14 protein-coding genes are annotated in these 18,571 nt (G+C 40.9%); 10 read left to right on the top strand and 4 right to left on the bottom strand.

Annotated elements, in window-relative coordinates; genetic code table 11:
* Window positions 1–3 precede the first annotated feature (3 nt).
* Both ACQKFO_RS07575 and ACQKFO_RS07570 read left to right on the top strand, forming a co-directional pair.
* Window positions 4–1,767 (top strand): vWA domain-containing protein, encoded by a 1,764-nt coding sequence (locus ACQKFO_RS07575; protein ID WP_427597702.1) that lies wholly within the window; start codon window positions 4–6, stop codon window positions 1,765–1,767.
* Window positions 1,751–4,519 carry a VWA domain-containing protein gene (locus ACQKFO_RS07570; protein WP_427597701.1) on the top strand — a complete coding sequence of 923 codons (2,769 nt, stop codon included), beginning with the start codon at window positions 1,751–1,753 and terminating at the stop codon, window positions 4,517–4,519. Before ACQKFO_RS07575 ends, ACQKFO_RS07570 begins: the two co-directional genes overlap by 17 nt.
* 35 nt (window positions 4,520–4,554) lie before the next feature.
* Here ACQKFO_RS07570 and ACQKFO_RS07565 read toward each other — a convergent pair whose 3' ends face one another.
* Window positions 4,555–5,421 carry a mechanosensitive ion channel family protein gene (locus tag ACQKFO_RS07565; RefSeq protein WP_427597700.1) on the bottom strand — a complete coding sequence of 289 codons (867 nt, stop codon included), beginning with the start codon at window positions 5,419–5,421 and terminating at the stop codon, window positions 4,555–4,557.
* 356 nt (window positions 5,422–5,777) lie between these two features.
* On the opposite strand from ACQKFO_RS07565, the gene ACQKFO_RS07560 reads away from it, so the two are divergent.
* The 7 genes from ACQKFO_RS07560 (at window position 5,778) to ACQKFO_RS07530 (ending at window position 14,160) form a co-directional block, all read left to right on the top strand.
* Window positions 5,778–6,320 carry a peroxiredoxin gene (locus tag ACQKFO_RS07560; RefSeq protein WP_113968382.1) on the top strand — a complete coding sequence of 181 codons (543 nt, stop codon included), beginning with the start codon at window positions 5,778–5,780 and terminating at the stop codon, window positions 6,318–6,320.
* Window positions 6,321–6,439: 119 nt separating this feature from the next.
* Window positions 6,440–6,895: a TlpA family protein disulfide reductase gene (locus ACQKFO_RS07555; RefSeq protein WP_427597699.1), complete on the top strand. Its 456-nt coding sequence runs from the start codon at window positions 6,440–6,442 to the stop codon at window positions 6,893–6,895.
* A gap of 205 nt (window positions 6,896–7,100) precedes the next feature.
* Window positions 7,101–8,855 carry an ABC transporter ATP-binding protein gene (locus ACQKFO_RS07550; RefSeq protein ID WP_427597697.1) on the top strand — a complete coding sequence of 585 codons (1,755 nt, stop codon included), beginning with the start codon at window positions 7,101–7,103 and terminating at the stop codon, window positions 8,853–8,855.
* Window positions 8,856–8,865: 10 nt separating this feature from the next.
* The gene (locus ACQKFO_RS07545) at window positions 8,866–10,689 is read left to right on the top strand and encodes an ABC transporter ATP-binding protein (protein ID WP_427597696.1); all 1,824 of its coding nucleotides are present in this window, start codon (window positions 8,866–8,868) and stop codon (window positions 10,687–10,689) included.
* 276 nt (window positions 10,690–10,965) lie between these two features.
* Window positions 10,966–12,303, top strand: coding sequence for a cytochrome ubiquinol oxidase subunit I (locus ACQKFO_RS07540; protein ID WP_426891463.1), 1,338 nt, complete (start codon window positions 10,966–10,968; stop codon window positions 12,301–12,303).
* Between the two features lie 74 nt (window positions 12,304–12,377).
* Window positions 12,378–13,391 (top strand): cytochrome d ubiquinol oxidase subunit II, encoded by a 1,014-nt coding sequence (locus ACQKFO_RS07535; protein ID WP_426891462.1) that lies wholly within the window; start codon window positions 12,378–12,380, stop codon window positions 13,389–13,391.
* 112 nt (window positions 13,392–13,503) lie between these two features.
* Entirely contained in the window at window positions 13,504–14,160 is a 657-nt protein-coding gene (locus ACQKFO_RS07530) for a potassium channel family protein (RefSeq protein ID WP_427597695.1), read from the top strand.
* Between the two features lie 52 nt (window positions 14,161–14,212).
* Here the strand turns inward: ACQKFO_RS07530 and rnjA are convergent, their stop codons facing one another.
* Together rnjA and ACQKFO_RS07520 are read right to left on the bottom strand one after the other, a co-directional pair.
* Window positions 14,213–15,880 (bottom strand): ribonuclease J1, encoded by a 1,668-nt coding sequence (gene rnjA / locus ACQKFO_RS07525; protein ID WP_148968594.1) that lies wholly within the window; start codon window positions 15,878–15,880, stop codon window positions 14,213–14,215.
* Between the two features lie 3 nt (window positions 15,881–15,883).
* Window positions 15,884–16,090, bottom strand: coding sequence for a DNA-dependent RNA polymerase subunit epsilon (locus tag ACQKFO_RS07520; RefSeq protein ID WP_044337548.1), 207 nt, complete (start codon window positions 16,088–16,090; stop codon window positions 15,884–15,886).
* A 956-nt stretch (window positions 16,091–17,046) separates the two neighbouring features.
* Here ACQKFO_RS07520 and ACQKFO_RS07515 point away from each other — a divergent pair.
* Entirely contained in the window at window positions 17,047–17,817 is a 771-nt protein-coding gene (locus ACQKFO_RS07515; RefSeq protein ID WP_427597693.1) for a Cof-type HAD-IIB family hydrolase, read from the top strand.
* 49 nt (window positions 17,818–17,866) lie between these two features.
* Here the strand turns inward: ACQKFO_RS07515 and def are convergent, their stop codons facing one another.
* Entirely contained in the window at window positions 17,867–18,421 is a 555-nt protein-coding gene (gene def / locus ACQKFO_RS07510) for a peptide deformylase (RefSeq protein ID WP_427597692.1), read from the bottom strand.
* Window positions 18,422–18,571 lie beyond the last annotated feature (150 nt).

The following is an 18,571-nucleotide window of genomic DNA, read 5'->3' as shown; positions in this document are numbered from 1 at the left end:
GATATGATGGGAATAGGGAATCCAATCTTTTTTTTATTTTCTTTTTTTATAGCCGCCGTTATTTTAATGTATTTCTTTCGAAAACAATACAGAGATCAAGTAGTTCCTTCTAATTTACTATGGGAAGAGGTAATGAAGGAATGGCAAGCTTCTCCATGGTTTCATAGATTACAGAAAAATCTCTTACTCCTTTTACAAGTACTGATCCTTCTCTTCTTAATGATCGCTCTGGTAAAGCCTTACACATTTAACGAAATGGCCCAAAAAGATCATCTCGTCATTTTACTGGACACCTCTGCCTCAATGAACGCAGTGGTGAACAATCGATCTCACTTTGAAGAAGCAAAGGGAGACATTCAATCATTGGTTGAAGGAACTGATGGAAAAGTGACCTTATTGGGAGTGGGGAAATCTGTAACCACCATTGTCTCGGAAGAAACAAACGATCGGGTTGTTCTAAATGGTTTGAAGAACCTCCCATTATCTAATGACAACGAAGATATGGAAAAAGCGATTCACCTTGGAGAGGCATTGGCAATCGGGTCGGAATCAATCATACATATCTTCTCAGACTCAATGGGAAAAGAGGATTTTACAGAAGAACTTACAAGTCCTATTCAGGTACATAATCTTTTGACTAATCCTGTAAATGTTTCTCTTACAAGTTTCGGAGTTGAACGGTTAGGATCTTCTTATCAAGGAGTCGCTGTGATTGAAAATCAAAGTGAGGTATCACGAAAGGGTCACCTCACCATTTACGATGAAAATAATGAGATCTCTTCAGTGGGACTGACATTGGAACCAGGAGAGGAAACCGTTGTGCCATTATCTGACCTTTCCTATAGCCCAATCTATAAGGCGGTAATCGATTTTAATGATGATTACATGGAAGATAACAGCCTTTCAAGTATTCAGGCTGCTTCAAAACCGGCCATTCATGTCATAGGGGAAATAAACCCTTTCTTATTAAAAGGGTTTCAATCGATTGGAGTCAACGTGAAAACCATTCAAGAGGATCAAATGAAGCCTGGGGATGGAATCATATTGACCACAAAGGAGAAGTGGCAGCAGTTATCTGTCGGCAGCCCTGCCATGATCGTCCCGGCACGATCCAGAGAAGCCACTCCGTTGACACATGGGATTAAAGCAACGAATGAAGATCCCCTATTAAAACATGTTGATCTGGAAAAAGTGTATGTGGATAAAGTGAGTTCCATCCAAATAAAGAATCTCCAATCAGTTGCCACAGGTGATTCCATTCCTCTCATCCAGAAGGGAGAAGTGAATGGTCAGAAGCTTGTCCTGCTAAATTTGCACCTTAACGAATCAGATTTCCCATTACATCCGGGATTTCCGATCTTTCTTTATAATTCTTATCAATTTTTATCAGAAAATCACGGGTTTTTGGGATATTATCAACCGGGTGAAGAAAGGACATTACCTCTTTCGGGAGATAAATGGGATATATACTCGACTGAAGGTGAGTTTGTAAAAGAATGGAATGGGGAGGGAGTGTTCAAGGCACCAGAAGCCCCTGGTGTATATCAGGCTATACGAGATGGTGACACGAAATATTTCAGTGTCGTACTTGATGATCGGGAAAAACAATTATCAGAAGGGACTTCCTTTTCCCTTGAACCCACTAAAGGAATGAAAAACGAGGAAACAAAGAGCATTCCCCAAGCCCTTACTGAGTGGTTTCTAATCTTGGCAATCCTTTTATTATTTATCGAATGGGAGGTGTACAGACGTGGGAATCGAATTTAAAGAAACTCTTTGGATATGGTTGATGATTCCCCTTGGATTTGTACTCTTCCTATTTGCCAAGCGGGGATTGAAGAGGAAGGAAGAAAAGCTCGTCTTCTTATTACGGGGATGTGGGATGGGTCTTTTGATCATTGCCCTTGCTAACCCGCTTATTTTGTTGCCGGATAAAGGGCGGTCGGTACTCATCCTAGCTGACCGTTCTGCATCTGTGTCGGAACAGGAGAATCACATCCTGAATCTGATCAATCAAGCATCCAAAACCAAGGTGGAACATGATGGATACGGAATCGTAGCCTTTGGAGAAAACTCGGAAATTGAACGAACAATTTCATCGGAAAGAAATCCTATCGATCAGTTTGCAAGAGAGATCAACGAGGGAGAAACGAACCTCGAAGAAGGACTGGAATATTCATCGAATCTCCTTACCCGTGGAGGAAGAATTGTCGCCATCACAGACGGGAAGGAAACGATGGGGTCTGGGGGAAATGTCATACCTTTACTAAAGGGCAAAGGGATCGAAGTGGATTGGATTCCACTTTCACCGGATACGAAAGAAGACGTGGCAGTAACTAATGTTACGTCGCCCTCCATTCAATACGAAGGAGAAGAAACAGTCATAACCGTTAACGCGTACAGCACAACTAAAAAAGAGATAGAAATGCGCATATCCTTAAATGATCAGTCAATCATTAAGGAAATTGTACAAGTGCAAGAAGGAAACAATGAATTTCAGTTCAAGCATGTCGTAGGTGAATCGGGTTTATTGGTGTATAAAGCAGAGGCGTTTACTGAAGAGGATGGAAGCAAAGAAAATAATACCTTATACAATCTTGCTCGTTCAGAAGGTCCAGCCAAAGTACTCCTGGTGGAAAGCCCTTCTGGAGAAAGTCCATTAACTCCACTACTGAAGTCAGCAGGGTTTAGCGTTGATTCATACAAACCTGAGCAGTTACCTGGAAAGCTGACTTCCTATCTGGAATATCAGACGATTCTTTTTGATAATGTATCTGCGACAAGCATTCCTGAGAAAAAAATGCTCCTTATGGAGAAAAGTGTGAAAGAATTTGGACGAGGATTTATTATGTTTGGCGGAAGCGAAAGTTTTGCTCTTGGAGGATATTTTAAAACGCCGATTGAAAAATTACTGCCCGTCGATATGGACGTGAAAGGGAAAAAAGAGCTTCCGTCTCTTGGTCTAGTCATTGTGCTCGACCGCTCAGGCAGTATGAATGGTCAGAAGATTGCCCTTGCAAAAGAAGCTGCTGCGAGAACAGTGTCTTTACTTAGGGGTAAGGATACACTGGGAGTCATTGCATTTGACGATCGACCATGGGAAATCGTGGAGACGAAACCAATTTCTGATCGCAAAAAAGTAGAAGAGCAAATACGCTCCATTTCACCTGGTGGCGGAACAGAAATCTTTTCCTCCTTACAGCAAGCATATAAGGATTTAGAAGATTTGCCTTTAAAAAGAAAACATATCATTCTTTTAACGGATGGACAATCTGCGACGTCAGGCAGTTACCAGTCACTTGTAGAGGATGGTCACGATAAACAAATCACGTTATCCACCGTCTCAATCGGTGAAGGAGCAGATCGAGGCCTATTAAATGATTTGTCCCAATGGGGAAAAGGTAGATTTTATGATGTTGTCGACGCCAGTGTGATACCGAGTATCTTAACAAGGGAAACAGTCATTACTACAAGGACCTATATTGAAGACAGTCCATTTTATCCAGCGATTTCGCCCAAATGGGGAACGTTTTTTACAGAAGGCATTCCGCAAATGAATGCCTATATTGCCACTAGTCCAAAAGGCACTTCTCAAGTTGAGATGAAGAGTGAAAAAAATGATCCTATCTTGGCAACCTGGAGATATGGTCTCGGGAGGACATTTGCATTTACATCTGATACAACTGGAAAATGGACAGGGGATTTCGTCAGGTGGAAAGGATGGCCAACATTTATCAATCAGCTTGTTACACGTTCTTTTCCAGATATCCAATCCAACCCGTACACCATCGATGTGGAAGACGATCGGGGACATACTATGTTAAAGCTTTCGTCATCTGCGGGAGATGTCTCGCAACTTGAGGTTACAGCACTGGATGAAAGTGGAAAGGAGGTTCCTGCAACGACTAGGATCAAGGCTCCGGGAGACTATGAAGTCGAATTCGAAAGCAGGTTATCACCTGGGCTATATCATATGAATATCTCTAAGACAGGAGAAGAGAGTGGAGGTTCATACCAAACAGGCTTTTCGGTTCCATATTCGAAAGAATACTCCTACAAGGGGGGGACCAGATCACTGGAGAAGATAGTGGAAGAAACAGGCGGGAAGAGGTATTCCTCGACTAAAGAAGTCTTTAGAGAGTTCGAGACCAAATCATCCAGAGAACAATCAATCCGTACGCACCTTATCATTATAGGCTTCCTTCTTTTCTTTAGTGAAATTGCCATAAGAAGGTTCGGATTAGGTCCTATCTTGGAAGTTTTTAATAAGTTGAAAAGAAAGATACCCGTTTCCGTTCATAAAGAACAAACAAGCTTTGAACAACTTGGCAGAAAAGTGAAACAGAACCGCAAGCGGAATGAGTGGGAGAAACCTATAAACGGCAAGCAGACTATGCCTAAAGTATCTGAGAAAAAGGGGCCGATAAGCAAATCCAAGGTTAAACAGGACCCTCAAGAAACTAAGGATGATGATCGCCTTCAGCGTCTACTGAATGCAAAAAGAAGAAGAGACAAATAAAAAGAGAAGGCCGGCGCCTTCTCTTTTCACTTGCATTAGCCTTCCGTCTTCTCAATATACACCTGATGAGGATAAGGAATTTCAATTCCATTTTGATCAAGAGCTTCTTTTAAAGCTTTACGAAGCTTCCTTTCCACTCCCCATTGCTCCATGTTTTTCGTTTTGCATAATACTCTCAATACTACATCTGAAGCGCCAAGAGTCTGAACACCTAACACATTTGGTCCATCTACAATATTGTCATCTTCTTGAGCGATCGTATCACAAACCTGCTGAAGCACGACCATGGCTTTGTCAATGTCATCGTCATATGAGATCCCGATATCAACAAGTGCTCTCATATTTCCGCGGGAATGATTGCTGACACTCGTAATTTCTCTATTCGGCACATAATGCAGAGTGCCATCGAACCCACGGATATGAGTCGTTCGTAAACCAACCTCTTCTACAATCCCTGAGAAATTTCCAGTGGACACGTAATCTCCTACATCCACTTGCTTTTCCAATAGAATAAAGAATCCAGTCACTACATCACTTACTAATCCTTGAGCCCCAAAGCCGACTGCAAGTCCAACAATTCCTGCTCCGGCAAGAATCGCCGTCACCTGGATACCAAAAATTTGTAAAATCGTGACAAAGAAAACAAAAATCAGGATGTATCCGATTATATTTTTTGAAAGACTCTGTAATGTTTGGGCGCGCCCTTCAGAAACATCATTTCTCTGTCGGTACTTATCAAAGACTCTCTCAACCACTTTGTTAGCCGCACCTTTCACGATAATGAAAGCGATCCAAATCGCTACTATCTGTAAGGCGCCAATTCCGATCGTCACCAATAGACCGCCCCAATTAAAATTGGAAAGTCGGTCACTTAAAACACTTAGACCAAGTATGTAATTCAATCCAAAACATCCTTCCTTTTAAATAATGACCATTCTAGTATACACAATTCACCATGGGACATGTCAAAGAGTATATCAAAAAGCATATTGTTTTATTCCCCAGTTGAGAAATGGTAAACTTTATGTAGAGGTTTTTTCAAGCAGAAAAGTGAGTAAACTTCTACATAATAGGGAAAAACAAGTAAGGGATGCAGTCAATAAATTATAATCATTTTAATATTAAATTGATTATAATTTAACATTGACTAAAAAAAATTAATCCTTTATAATGAAAATTGTGATTTGAAAGGACAGACTGTCACGTCTTCCTTTCTTAGGTGAAATATTCATTAAAAACTCATTGGAGGGATTCACTCATGGCAGAACGCATGGTAGGCAAACAAGCTCCACGTTTTGAAATGGACGCTGTATTGCCAAACAAAGAATTCGGTAAAGTGTCACTGGAAGAAAATATGAAAAACGGTAAGTGGACAGTATTGTTCTTCTACCCAATGGACTTCACTTTTGTTTGTCCAACTGAAATTACAGCAATGTCAGACCGTTACGATGAGTTCGAAGATTTAGATGCAGAAGTTATCGGTGTCTCAACAGACACTATTCATACACACTTAGCTTGGATCAACACTGACCGTAAAGAAAATGGTCTTGGTGAGTTAAGATACCCATTAGCTGCAGATACAAACCACAGCGTATCCAGCGAATACGGAGTCCTGATCGAAGATGAAGGTATTGCTCTTCGCGGACTATACATCATCAACCCAGAAGGGGAACTACAATACCAAGTAGTATTCCACAACAATATCGGCCGTGACGTTGAAGAAACTCTACGTGTTCTTCAAGCACTTCAAACTGGCGGACTTTGCCCGGCAAACTGGAAGCCAGGTCAAAAAACTTTATAATCTTTAAATGAATAATGGCCTAACCGTTTGTTAGGCCTTTTTCTTATCACAGGAGTAGTACAAATCCATCCTGTGAACAATAGAAACAAGAACGATACCAATTAAGGGAGGCTATATTAATGAAGCTTCGTGAGCCGATGCCGGAATTAAACGGTGCGACAGTATGGTTAAATGGAGAAGTAACAAAGGGAGAGCTGGTAGGAGAAAAGCCGACACTTATTCACTTCTGGTCCATCTCATGTCACCTTTGTAAAGAAGCGATGCCACAAGTAAATGAATTTCGTGATCAATACAGCGATAAACTGAATGTTATGGCTGTCCATATGCCCCGCTCCGAGGATGACCTGAACCTGGACGAAATAAAGAAGGTAGCAGCTGAGCACGATATCACTCAGCCAATCTTCGTAGACAGTGAGCATAAACTGACAGATGCATTCGAAAATCAATATGTCCCGGCTTACTATGTATTTGATAAAGACGGGAATCTTCGCCACTTCCAAGCGGGCGGAAGCGGAATGAAAATGCTTGAAAAGCGCGTCAATCGTGTATTGGATGAAATGGAAAAAAGCGAATAAGTTCAAACGAAATATGTGGGAATAGATCGGTCAAAAGACCGATCTATTTTTTTGGATTCATTTTTACAATTAATATGAATAATAAGACTAGAAGGATAATTCATAAAAAAGTAAAAAATTCTAAAAAAGGGTAGATAAATATTTCGAAAGCCGATATATTTATTAATACGTTCTTTTTTTATGTAACGTTGAAGGGGGAGAAATTATGGATACATTTAAAAAATTGAAAGCCTTTTATTGGCCATATAAAAGGCATTTTATCATTTCAATGATTTTCTTGATTTTTGTTACAGTGATCACTGTAGTCTATCCAATGATCCTGCAGATCACGATTGATGATGTGATTCTGCAAGGGAATTATCAGTGGATTCCTTACTTAGCATTTGGGTTTATCGGCATTATGATCGTGAAAGGCGTTGCCACATTTATTCAGCAATACCATGGGGATCTATTCGGTATAACCTCGGTTTATCGGCTGAGAAACGAACTGTATGAAAAGCTTCAATTCCTTCCATTCAGTTACTATGATAATGCCAAAACAGGGGATCTGATGTCCCGGTTGACGGCAGATGTAGAAGCATTTCGTTTCTTTCTATCCTTTGGTTTTTCCGAACTGCTTCGCTTTTTCCTTTTAGTAACGGTAAGCTTTGGTGTTATGTTTTATTATTCGCCTCAACTGACATTCGTCACCCTCGTTTCGTTACCGTTCCTGGCAATTGCCGTATACAAGTTCGATAAAGCGGTTCACCCAGCTTTCAGGGGTATCCGTAAATCGTTCGGAAAACTGAATACGAATGTGCAAGAAAATATTTCAGGAATCAATACAGTAAAATCATTATCAAGAGAAGATCATCAAATCAACAAATTCAACCAATCAAATGGTGATTACAAAGATAAATACCTTTTCACCTCGGACATCTGGGCAAAGTACTTTCCTTTAATGGAGTTTCTGGGGAATGTAAGTGTGGTGACACTCCTTGCATACGGTGGTTATCTGGTGATGAATGGCAACCTTCAACCAGGAGAGCTTGTCGCGTTTTACAGTTTAGTGTGGTACATTATCTGGCCGATCATGAATCTTGGATTTACGATTAACCTGTTTTCCCAATCGAAAGCATCAGGGGAACGTTTACTCGAAATTCTTGAAGTGGACGAAGAGATAAAAGACCATCATGGTGTTCTTCATGTAGATCGGATGAATGGTCAAGTAGAGTTTAAGCATGTGTTCCTGAATTACACCGTTCATGATGAAGCAGCCCTCGAGGACATTACCTTTAAGGCTGAACCCGGAAAAGTCATCGGTCTGATCGGAGGAACCGGCTCTGGTAAAACGAGTATCACACAGCTTATCACTCGTTTCTATGAACCTGAAGAGGGAGAAATCCTCATCGATGGACGGGATCTGAAAGATTACTCGTTAAAATCACTTCGAAAAAATATCGGTTTCGTACTTCAGGAATCTTTCTTATTCTCCTCGACCATCAAAGCGAATATATCGTATGGACGACCGGAAGCAACAATGGAAGATATCATTGAAGCAGCAAAACGGGCACAAGCCCATGATTTTATTTCAGAATTGCCCGATGGCTACGACACAAGGCTCGGTGAAAGAGGTTTAGGTCTTTCAGGTGGTCAAAAGCAGCGGATTGCCATTGCCCGTGCGATATGTACAGATCCATCGATCCTGATCCTTGATGACGCAACTAGCGCCGTAGACATGGAAACTGAATTCAGGATTCAAAAAGCGCTAAAAGAAGTCATGTCGGATCGAACGACCTTTATAATTGCCCATCGGATTTCATCACTCAAGCATGCAGATGAAATACTCGTACTGGAAAACGGGAAAGTCGTCGAGAGGGGAGTTCATGACTTCCTACTGAAAAATAATGGACCGTATCAACGAATCTATGATATCCAATACAAAGACCAGAAAAAAATATTACAAACTCAGGAAGGGTAGGTGAGCGGATTTGAGTCAGAAAAACAAGGTGAACAAAAGCGTATTAAGCAGATTCCATTACTCTACAGATCAAGTGATCGATAAGCCGTTTAACTGGGAGCAACTCTACCGGTTATTAACGTATTTAAAGCCATATTCTAAAAAACTCCTGCCCTTATCCATCATTACCGTTCTGATCACAACAGCAGTTCGATTGATCGTACCTATTCTGATTGGGGTATACACATTAGACAAAGCAATCAGGCAGAAGGATTCCAATTTACAATTTACACTAGTTGGAATTATCGCAGGACTTTATGTATTGAATTACGTTGCAAATGTGCTCAGGATCAGGTGGATGAATCAGCTGGGGCAAGGAGTAATATATGATTTAAGAAAGCACTTATTCAGCCACGTTCAATGGCTATCCCATCGCTTCTTTGATCAGAGATCAGCCGGTTCCATCCTGGTTCGAATCATGAATGACATTAACTCCCTTCAGGAACTCTTCACAAACGGAGTTATCAATCTCTTAATGGATATCATCCTACTCATTGGAATCATCGTCATTCTCTTTACGTTAAGCCCTGAGTTAACACTTGCCGTCATGGTTATTCTGCCAATCATGTTTTTTATCTCAACCAGCTTACGAAAAAACATCCGCAGATCCTGGCAAATGGTGCGACTCAAGCAATCGAAGCTGAATTCCCATCTGAATGAAAGCATTCAAGGGATCCGTGTCACTCAATCATTCACTCAAGAAAAAGAAAACATGGCCTTCTTCGATGGGGTAAACACGGAAAACTTCGATAGCTGGAGAACAGCCACAAAGAAAAATGCCATGTTCCGCCCGCTGGTAGAACTGACAAACGCCATCGGGACAGCAGTCCTCATATGGTACGGTGCCCATCTCATCCAAGGCGGCTCATTGGAACTGGGGGAATTTGTTTCATTCGCCTTCTACCTGGGGATGTTCTGGGAACCCATTTCAAGGCTCGGCCAAGTTTACAATCAACTACTAATCGGAATGGCTTCATCAGAGCGTATCTTCGAATTCCTCGATGAACAACCGATTGTAAATGAAAAAACGAATGCGGTGAACCTGACTGACATCAAAGGAAGAATACAGTTTGAGAATGTAGAATTCTCCTACGATGACAAACGAAAAGCACTCCAAAACATCAATCTTGAAATGAAAGCAGGCCAGACCGTCGCATTAGTCGGCCATACCGGATCTGGTAAAACTACGATCGCCAACCTGATCAGCCGTTTTTACGATCCGACGAATGGTGAAGTGAAAATTGATGGGGTAAACCTGAGGGATGCATCGGTTTCAAGCTTACGAAGTCAAATAAGCATCGTCCTGCAGGATACATTCATCTTCTCGGGAACGATCATGGATAACATCCGATTCGGGCGCCCTGATGCAACGGACGAAGAGGTTAAGAATGCGGCCGAAGCTATCGGAGCCAATGAGTTCATCGAGAAGCTTTCTAATGGATACGAGACCGAAGTGGAAGAAAGGGGTAATGTTTTATCCGTTGGTGAAAGACAACTACTGTCATTTGCGCGAGCACTATTGGCGAACCCTCGAATCATCATATTGGATGAAGCGACAGCATCCATTGATACAGAAACAGAAGTCAAAATTCAAAAAGCATTGAAACGTCTACTGAACGGTAGGACCGCGATCATCATCGCCCACCGGCTATCTACAATACGTGAATCGGACAATATCTTTGTTCTTGAAAATGGAAGAATCAAAGAATCCGGCAACCACGATGAGCTGATGGAGCAGCATGGTGATTATTATGATCTCGTTAAATCGCAGTTCAGGATGTTGGATGCTATGTAAGTTTGAAGGAGCCCTGCACTGGTGTGTGGGGTTTTTTTCGTTAGCCATCAGTAATCTCTAGTAAAATTAAGGCCCATCCTACCCAAGCAACATCATTGCCATCCACCCCAAAAACCTCTAAAATAAAAGACAGATCAATGTTTGTGAAAAACGTCACAAAATATTCATGTTCAATACATCACAAACTCATTTTCAGGTTTTATAATGAACAATAAGTGATAAACAGTAGAAAAGAGCTGTTTACGATAGTAAGTAGATCAGTAGGGGGAGTATAGAATGGTTTTAGATGGTGTGATTTTGAGTAGAATGCTCACGTCGACAACCCTTGCATTCCATATTATTTTTGCGACGATTGGGGTAGGGGTGCCGATTATGATTTCCATTGCGGAGTTTATGGGAATCAAACGAAATGATCCTCATTATCTTTTGCTTGCAAGAAGATGGGCAAGAGGTTTTACGATTACGGTTGCTGTGGGGGTTGTAACAGGTACAGCCATAGGGTTGCAGCTGTCCTTGTTATGGCCTTCATTTATGCAGGTGGCGGGACAAGTGATTGCATTGCCATTATTTATGGAAACTTTTGCGTTTTTCTTTGAGGCTATCTTCTTAGGAATCTACCTTTATACTTGGGACCGTTTTAAGAATAAGTGGATTCACTGGCTGTTGACGATTCCGGTTATGATTGGTTCTTCGGCTTCAGCCCTGTTTATTACAACTGTGAATGCGTTTATGAACACTCCTCAAGGATTTGAATTAGAGAATGGGAAAGCGATTAATATCGATCCGATTGCTGCGATGCTGAATCCTGCCACGCCTACGAAAGTGTTTCACGTATTGACGACTGCCTATTTAACATCGGCTTTAGTGTTGGCGGCGATTACGGCATTCGCCATTCTTCGTAAGAAAGGCGGGGAATATCATAAGAAGGCCCTGCGTTTAACTATGGTTTCTGCTTTGATATTCGCTTTTGCCACTGCTCTGGCAGGGGATTTATCTGCTAAATTTCTTGCGGAGTATCAACCTGAAAAGCTCGCTGCAGCGGAGTGGCATTTTGAAACGGAAGAGAATGCTGACTTGATTGTATTCGGAACCCTCGATGAAAATAATGAGGTCCATAATGAGATCCGTTTACCTGGATTCTTAAGTTTTCTGGCCGGGAGTTCTTTTGAGACAGAGGTTATAGGTCTGAATGAATTTCCTGAAGATGAGCGGCCGCCTTTATGGGTTCACTATATGTTTGACCTCATGGTTTCAATTGGGTTCTACAGTATCTTTATATCCGCAGCATTTGTTTTATTCTGGAAGTGGAAGAAGCGGAATGAATGGAACAAACCATTGCTATGGGGAATTGTAGCGAGTGGTCCACTTGCGATGCTGGCGATTGAATTTGGATGGATTTATGCCGAGGTGGGTAGACAGCCATGGATTATGAGAGGGTATATGAAAGTGGCAGATGCGGCAACGAAAGCAGATGGAGTGGGCTTGACGTTTGCATTGTTTGTAGGCCTCTATATCCTCTTGGGTGTACTATGTGTGGTTGTACTGATTAAAATGTTTAAAAACAAGCCTGCAGAGGCGGAATTAGAACAACGTTTTCCTAAGAAAGCGAGTTAAGTAGACATAAAAGTACTCCTTCTTTTCAGGTAGCCTGAGAAGAAGGGGCTTCAAGCTTTAAGGGAGGAATGGGTATGAGTTTGGAAGTTGTGGGGATTACCGTATTGTGGATTTTCCTTTATGGTTACCTGATAGTAGCTTCGATTGATTTTGGAGCCGGCTTCTTCGCCTTTTATGGGAGAATGAAAGGCAAGGAGCATACATTGAACGTGTTGATAAGTAGATACCTTTCTCCGGTATGGGAAGTTACCAACGTCTTTTTTGTCTTCTTTTTTGTGGGTCTTGTCGGATTCTTTCCTGACGCAGCCTATTATTATGGAACGGCATTATTACTTCCGGGAAGTATCGCCATTATTTTACTAGCGATAAGAGGAAGTTTCTATGCTTTCGGAAATTACGGATCTAAGGACAATATCGTATATCTGTTTTTATATGGAGCGACCGGGTTATTGATTCCTGCTTCATTATCCACGGCTTTAACGATCTCAGAAGGTGGATTTCTGGAAGAGAAGGGAGATAAGGTCATCTTCCTTGCCAAGGAGCTTTTCACCAGCCCATATTCATGGAGTGTGGTGGCCCTCTCCATTGTGTCGGTGTTATTTATCAGTGCGACATTTCTAACCTATTATGCGAACCGTGCAGGAGATATGGATTCCAGGGAGGAACTAAGAACGTTTTCTCTGTTTTGGAGTGCACCTACGATACTCGCAAGTTTATTAGTGTTTGTATCGTTGAGAGAGCATAATGCAGAGCATTTTGCGAAGGCGATTGATATTTGGTGGATGTTTGGGTTATCGCTCCTTTGCTTTTTTGGTGCATCGCTAATGATATACGTGCGTAAGAATTTTGGAACGGCATTTATATTGGTTATGCTGCAATTCTTCTTTGCCTTTTTTGGCTATGGTGCATCGCATTTACCTTATATTCTTAAACCGTTTATTACGATAGAAACAAGTGTGACGAATCCAACAATGGGAATGGCTCTTGTCATCGTCTTCATAGCAGGTTTGCTATTATTGATTCCATCACTATATCTTTTAATGAGGCTATTTTTATTTGATGCAGATTATGTTAAAGGTAAGAAGTGATGAATTTGCAAACCCCATCTAAATTTAATACAGGGAACAACAGGGAGAAATTTCATTTTCTCCTTTTTTTTATGCTAAAATAAAGAATATAGAGAGTGCGGGGGGATGTATGGTGAAAAAAGAGTTTGTGGTTGTTGGTTTAGGGCGATTTGGAGGCAGTATCGTCCGTTCATTATCAGATCAAGGCATGGAGGTTATGGCGATTGATCAGGATGAAGATAAAGTAAATGAATTCTCTTCCATTGCTTCACATGCAGTAGTGGCAGATGCAACGGACGAATCCGTTTTAAAAAGTCTGGGAATCAGAAATTTCGATCACGTCATTGTGGCCATTGGAGACGATATCCAATCGAGTATCTTGACCACGTTGATGATGAAAGAAATCGGGGTTAAAAATATTACCGTTAAGGCTCAAAATGATTATCATGAAAAAGTATTGCGGAAAATAGGTGCGAACCAAGTCGTTCATCCAGAGCGTGATATGGGAAGAAGGATTGCCCATAATATCGTTTCGAATAATGTATTGGATTATCTGGAGCTGTCGGATGAACACTCCATCGTAGAGATTGTGGCGAATGAAAATCTTAGTGGAAATTCATTAATTGATCTGGATATCCGTGCTCAATTTGGTATCAATATCGTGGCGATTAAGAGACAAAAAGATATTATTGTGTCTCCCCAAGCAGATGAACAAATCCGTGAAGATGATATCCTGATTGTAATTGGTGCAGATACGGATATTAACCGTTTTGAAAAGAAGGTATTATAATAAAAAAAAGAGGCTGACCTTCATAATATCGGGTCAACCTCTTTTTTATTGATCAGACTTCCATGATGATTGGTAAGATCATAGGACGTCGTTTTGTTTTTTCATATAAGAATGGAGCCAGTGTATCTGTGATTTCATTTTTGATTTCTGACCATTGAGAAGTTCTTCTTTCAAGAACTTTGTTCAGATGTTTAGAAATAAGCGTTTGTGCTTCATTGATAAGATCACCAGATTCACGCATGTAAACAAATCCTCTTGAAATAAGGTCCGGGCCGGAAGCAATCTTGAAATCTTTCATGTCGATGCTTACAACGACGATTACTAATCCTTCTTCTGAAAGGATACGGCGATCGCGGAGTACGATATTACCGATATCACCAATACCGCTTCCGTCGATATAGACGTTTCCTGAAGGGATTTTACCAGCTACCTGTGCGGAGTCATTGCTTAATGCAAGAACTTCACCATTGTCCATTATGAAGCAGTTTTCAGGCTGTACTCCACAATCTACACCAAGCTGAGCGTGCATCTTCTGCATGCGGAACTCACCATGTATCGGCATGAAGAACGTTGGATTCATCAGGCGGAGCATTAACTTCATTTCTTGTTGTCCACCATGACCAGATGTATGGATATCACTTAATGGTCCATGAATGACTTCTGCTCCAGCACGATATAATAAGTTGATTGTGCGGTTTACACTGATCGTATTTCCAGGAATCGGTGAAGAAGAGAATACAACAGTATCACCAGGCTGGATCTGAATCTGACGGTGAGTACCATTTGCGATTCTTGATAATGCAGCCATTGGTTCACCTTGAGAACCTGTACATAATATCGCGACTTCATTCGCAGGTAAACGATTAATTTGGTTATGTTCAATGAATGTATCTTTAGGGGCGTTGATATACCCTAATTCTTGACCGATTGTAATGGCCGCTTCCATGCTTCTTCCGAAAACAGCGACTTTTCTATTATGAAAGACAGCTGCTTCCACCACTTGTTGAAGACGGTGAATATTAGAAGCAAAAGTAGCGAATATAACACGACCGTCCACTTTGCGGAAAATGTCATTGATGCTTTCTCCGACTTTACGTTCCGACATTGTGAAGTTTGGAACTTCAGCGTTCGTACTATCAGATAGAAGACAAAGAACGCCTTCTTTTCCGATTTCAGCCATTTTGGTTAAGTTCGCGGGCTCACCGACCGGCGTGAAATCAAATTTAAAGTCACCTGTGTGCACAACATTTCCAGGTGGTGTTTTCACAACAATTCCGTACGAATCCGGAATACTGTGAGTCGTTCTGAAGAAGGTTACGGACGTTTTGCGGAATTTAATGATGTCATCTTCTTGGATGACATTGAGTTTCGCATTTCTTAATAGACCGTGCTCTTCAAGCTTGTTTTTAATAAGTCCCAGTGCGAGCTTCCCACCGTATATCGGGATGTTTAATTCGCGCAGAAGATAAGGGATTCCACCAATATGGTCTTCGTGTCCGTGTGTCACGAAAAGGCCTTTGATTTTATCCGCATTCTTCACCAGATAGGTATAGTCCGGGATTACGTAATCGATACCGAGCAGTTCGTCTTCAGGGAACTTGATTCCCGCATCGATCAGGATGATTTCGTCTTGGAATTGTACGCCGTATGTGTTTTTACCGATTTCACCTAAACCGCCAAGGGCAAATACTGCGGTTTGGTCATTCTTGACAAATTTCATTGATTATTGCTCCAACTCGAAAGAATGATGGTTTTCTTCATACTCTAAAAAAGCGCCCTCTAGCTTTTGTACGAATTCAATGTTATACGGTTTGTCTTTTAATTTCAGACGTACTTCACGTTCTGAATCTGCTTCCATGTAAAGAGATTGAGTGCATTCGCGAACAGGCACTTCTGCTTTACTTTCTTGATAAAATACTTTAAAAATCATGTCTTTTCTCTCTCCTTATCCGTATTCAAAAAATCTAACTTTCATCTATGATAAAAAAGTTATCAACTAACATAACATAAGCGGCGCCCATGCACCTATTAGCATAAAAACAGTCTCCGATGGAGGCATATGGTATGACCAATAGGGCTTGACGCTGGAGCTGGACATTAGAGGGCTAGCTTCCCTGCTAATAGGTATAGATATACCATTATGGTCTGAACAGATATTATGTTCATATATGGCTCATTTACGCCCTGTGGTAAAAAAACGATTAATCAACGGAATCATTTCCTTAACACAGGGCGACCTTTCGACATGAACGAAAGGCTTGTGAAATCTATCTTCACAAGAAATTACCATAGGACGGTCCTCACTCTTACTCTTATAATGTACTATCATTTAAGTAGGGATGAATCATCTTATTTATGTATGCTATAAATTATAAAGGATTCTTCCGTGTAAATAAAGTTTTTGCGAGAATCCTTCATTAAATCATTACAAAAATAGAGAAGAGGGACTGAACCAATGGAGACGAAAAAGCTCACTAGTGGCATCAGTCCCTTATTATTTGTGTAAACGTATGACAGTATAGCCTAATTGCATGTATTTTAGTAGTATGACTGCTTAAGTTCGATCGGCAGCATGAAATACTATGCAATCGTTTTTTTTCTAAGCAATTCTTTCCACTGTTTTAAAAGCTTCTTTCTGAGCTTTTTTAACATGGTGGATCACTCCTTATCAATAGTTTACCGAGATTTTCCTTTGAAGTAAAGGAAAGATAATACCGAAGTCTCTGTTGTCTTACTTATATTGTACGGAATTTATAGAATCTCTTACATGGTTAAGTTTGGTAAAAGGGAGCTTCTATGCTCATTTATTGACATTTATGCCGCAAAGGATTACTTTAGACAACGTGTAAAACAGATGATCGATTACGTATGAAAAGGAGATCAAATATGTCTAAAATCGTTTTCTTCGATATAGATGGTACGCTGCTTGATCACGATAAGAAGCTGCCTCAAGCAACGAAAGAAGCCATCCGAACATTACAATCCAACGGTACTTATGTAGCAATTGCAACTGGCAGGGCTCCATTCATGTATGAAAGCCTGAGGGAAGAGTTAGGAATCGAGTCCTTTGTTTCATTTAATGGGCAGTACGTGGTTTTTGAAAATGAGGTAATCTACACAAACCCATTAAAAATCGAGACATTAGAAGAATTGCTCGAGGATGCGCATACCAACGAGCATCCGGTAGTTCACTTAAATCATCAAACGATGAAGTCAAACCAGAAACACCATAAATTTATTGAAGAGAGTATGGGTAGTTTGAAATTTCCACATCCAGATTATGCCCCGGATTTTTATAAGGATCGGGATATTTATCAATCCTTGTTATTTTGTACAAAGGAAGATGAGAGCTTTTACCGGGAGAATTACAGTGACTTCACGTTCATACGTTGGCATCAATTTTCCATGGATATCCTGCCAAGAGGTGGATCGAAAGCAGAAGGCATCAAAAAAATGATCGCGAAGCTCGGTTTTAAAATGGAAGATGTATATGCGTTTGGAGACGGATTAAATGATATTGAAATGATTCAATCCGTTGGTACCGGTGTTGCCATGGGGAATGCAGTGCAAGAAGTTCAAAGACATGCAGATTTGATCACGAAACACGTCGATGACGATGGAATATATCATGGTTTGAAGGAACTTGAATTAATATAATGAATCACAGAAAAGACTTCTTCTGATAGCGGGAAGAAGTCTTTTACTATTATCTTTCAATGGCGATTGCATCCGGAATCGGCTCGAATGGGTTATTGGGATTGATATGGTCGTAGAACATGATCCCATTCAAATGATCGATTTCGTGTTGGAACACAATGGATGGCAGTCCTTTTAAACGCAGCTTCACTTCGTTTCCATCAATATCCCATCCTTTTACCGTCACTCTGGCATACCGGGGGACAAATCCGGGGACATTTCTGTCTACTGATAAGCATCCTTCACCAGATGTCAAATAAGCTTTCTCGATTGAGTGACTGATAATTTTCGGGTTGAATAAAGCATAGCTGTATAGTTTTCCTTGATTGTCTGTCACATTGACAGCTAACATCCGCTTGGAAATATTGATTTGAGGTGCAGCAAGGCCGATACCCGGTCTAAGCCCGTACTTATTTGCTGTTTCAGGATTTTGGCTGTTTACTACATACTCCAATAAGCTTCTTAATGTTTCCTGGTCTTCTTTTGATGGCGGTATAGCCACTTCCTTTGCCACCATTGTTAATGTAGGATGACCTTCACGGATGATGTCGTTCATCGTAATCATTGTTTTTCCTCCTCAGGTACGGTAGAGATAGGCTTTTTAGGACACTTACAGACAGGGCCTTTTAATCAATCACTTCTCTACTTTATTCATTAAAATTATCTATTATGTATGATAATAGTCTATCATTTTACTCCGGAAAAGTTAATGAAT

The sequence above is a fragment of the Rossellomorea sp. NPDC071047 genome (genome assembly GCF_050270195.1).
Classification (GTDB): domain Bacteria; phylum Bacillota; class Bacilli; order Bacillales; family Bacillaceae_B; genus Rossellomorea.
The sequence above is the reverse complement of the archived record's forward strand: the minus strand, read 5'-3'. Positions and strand labels throughout refer to the sequence as shown.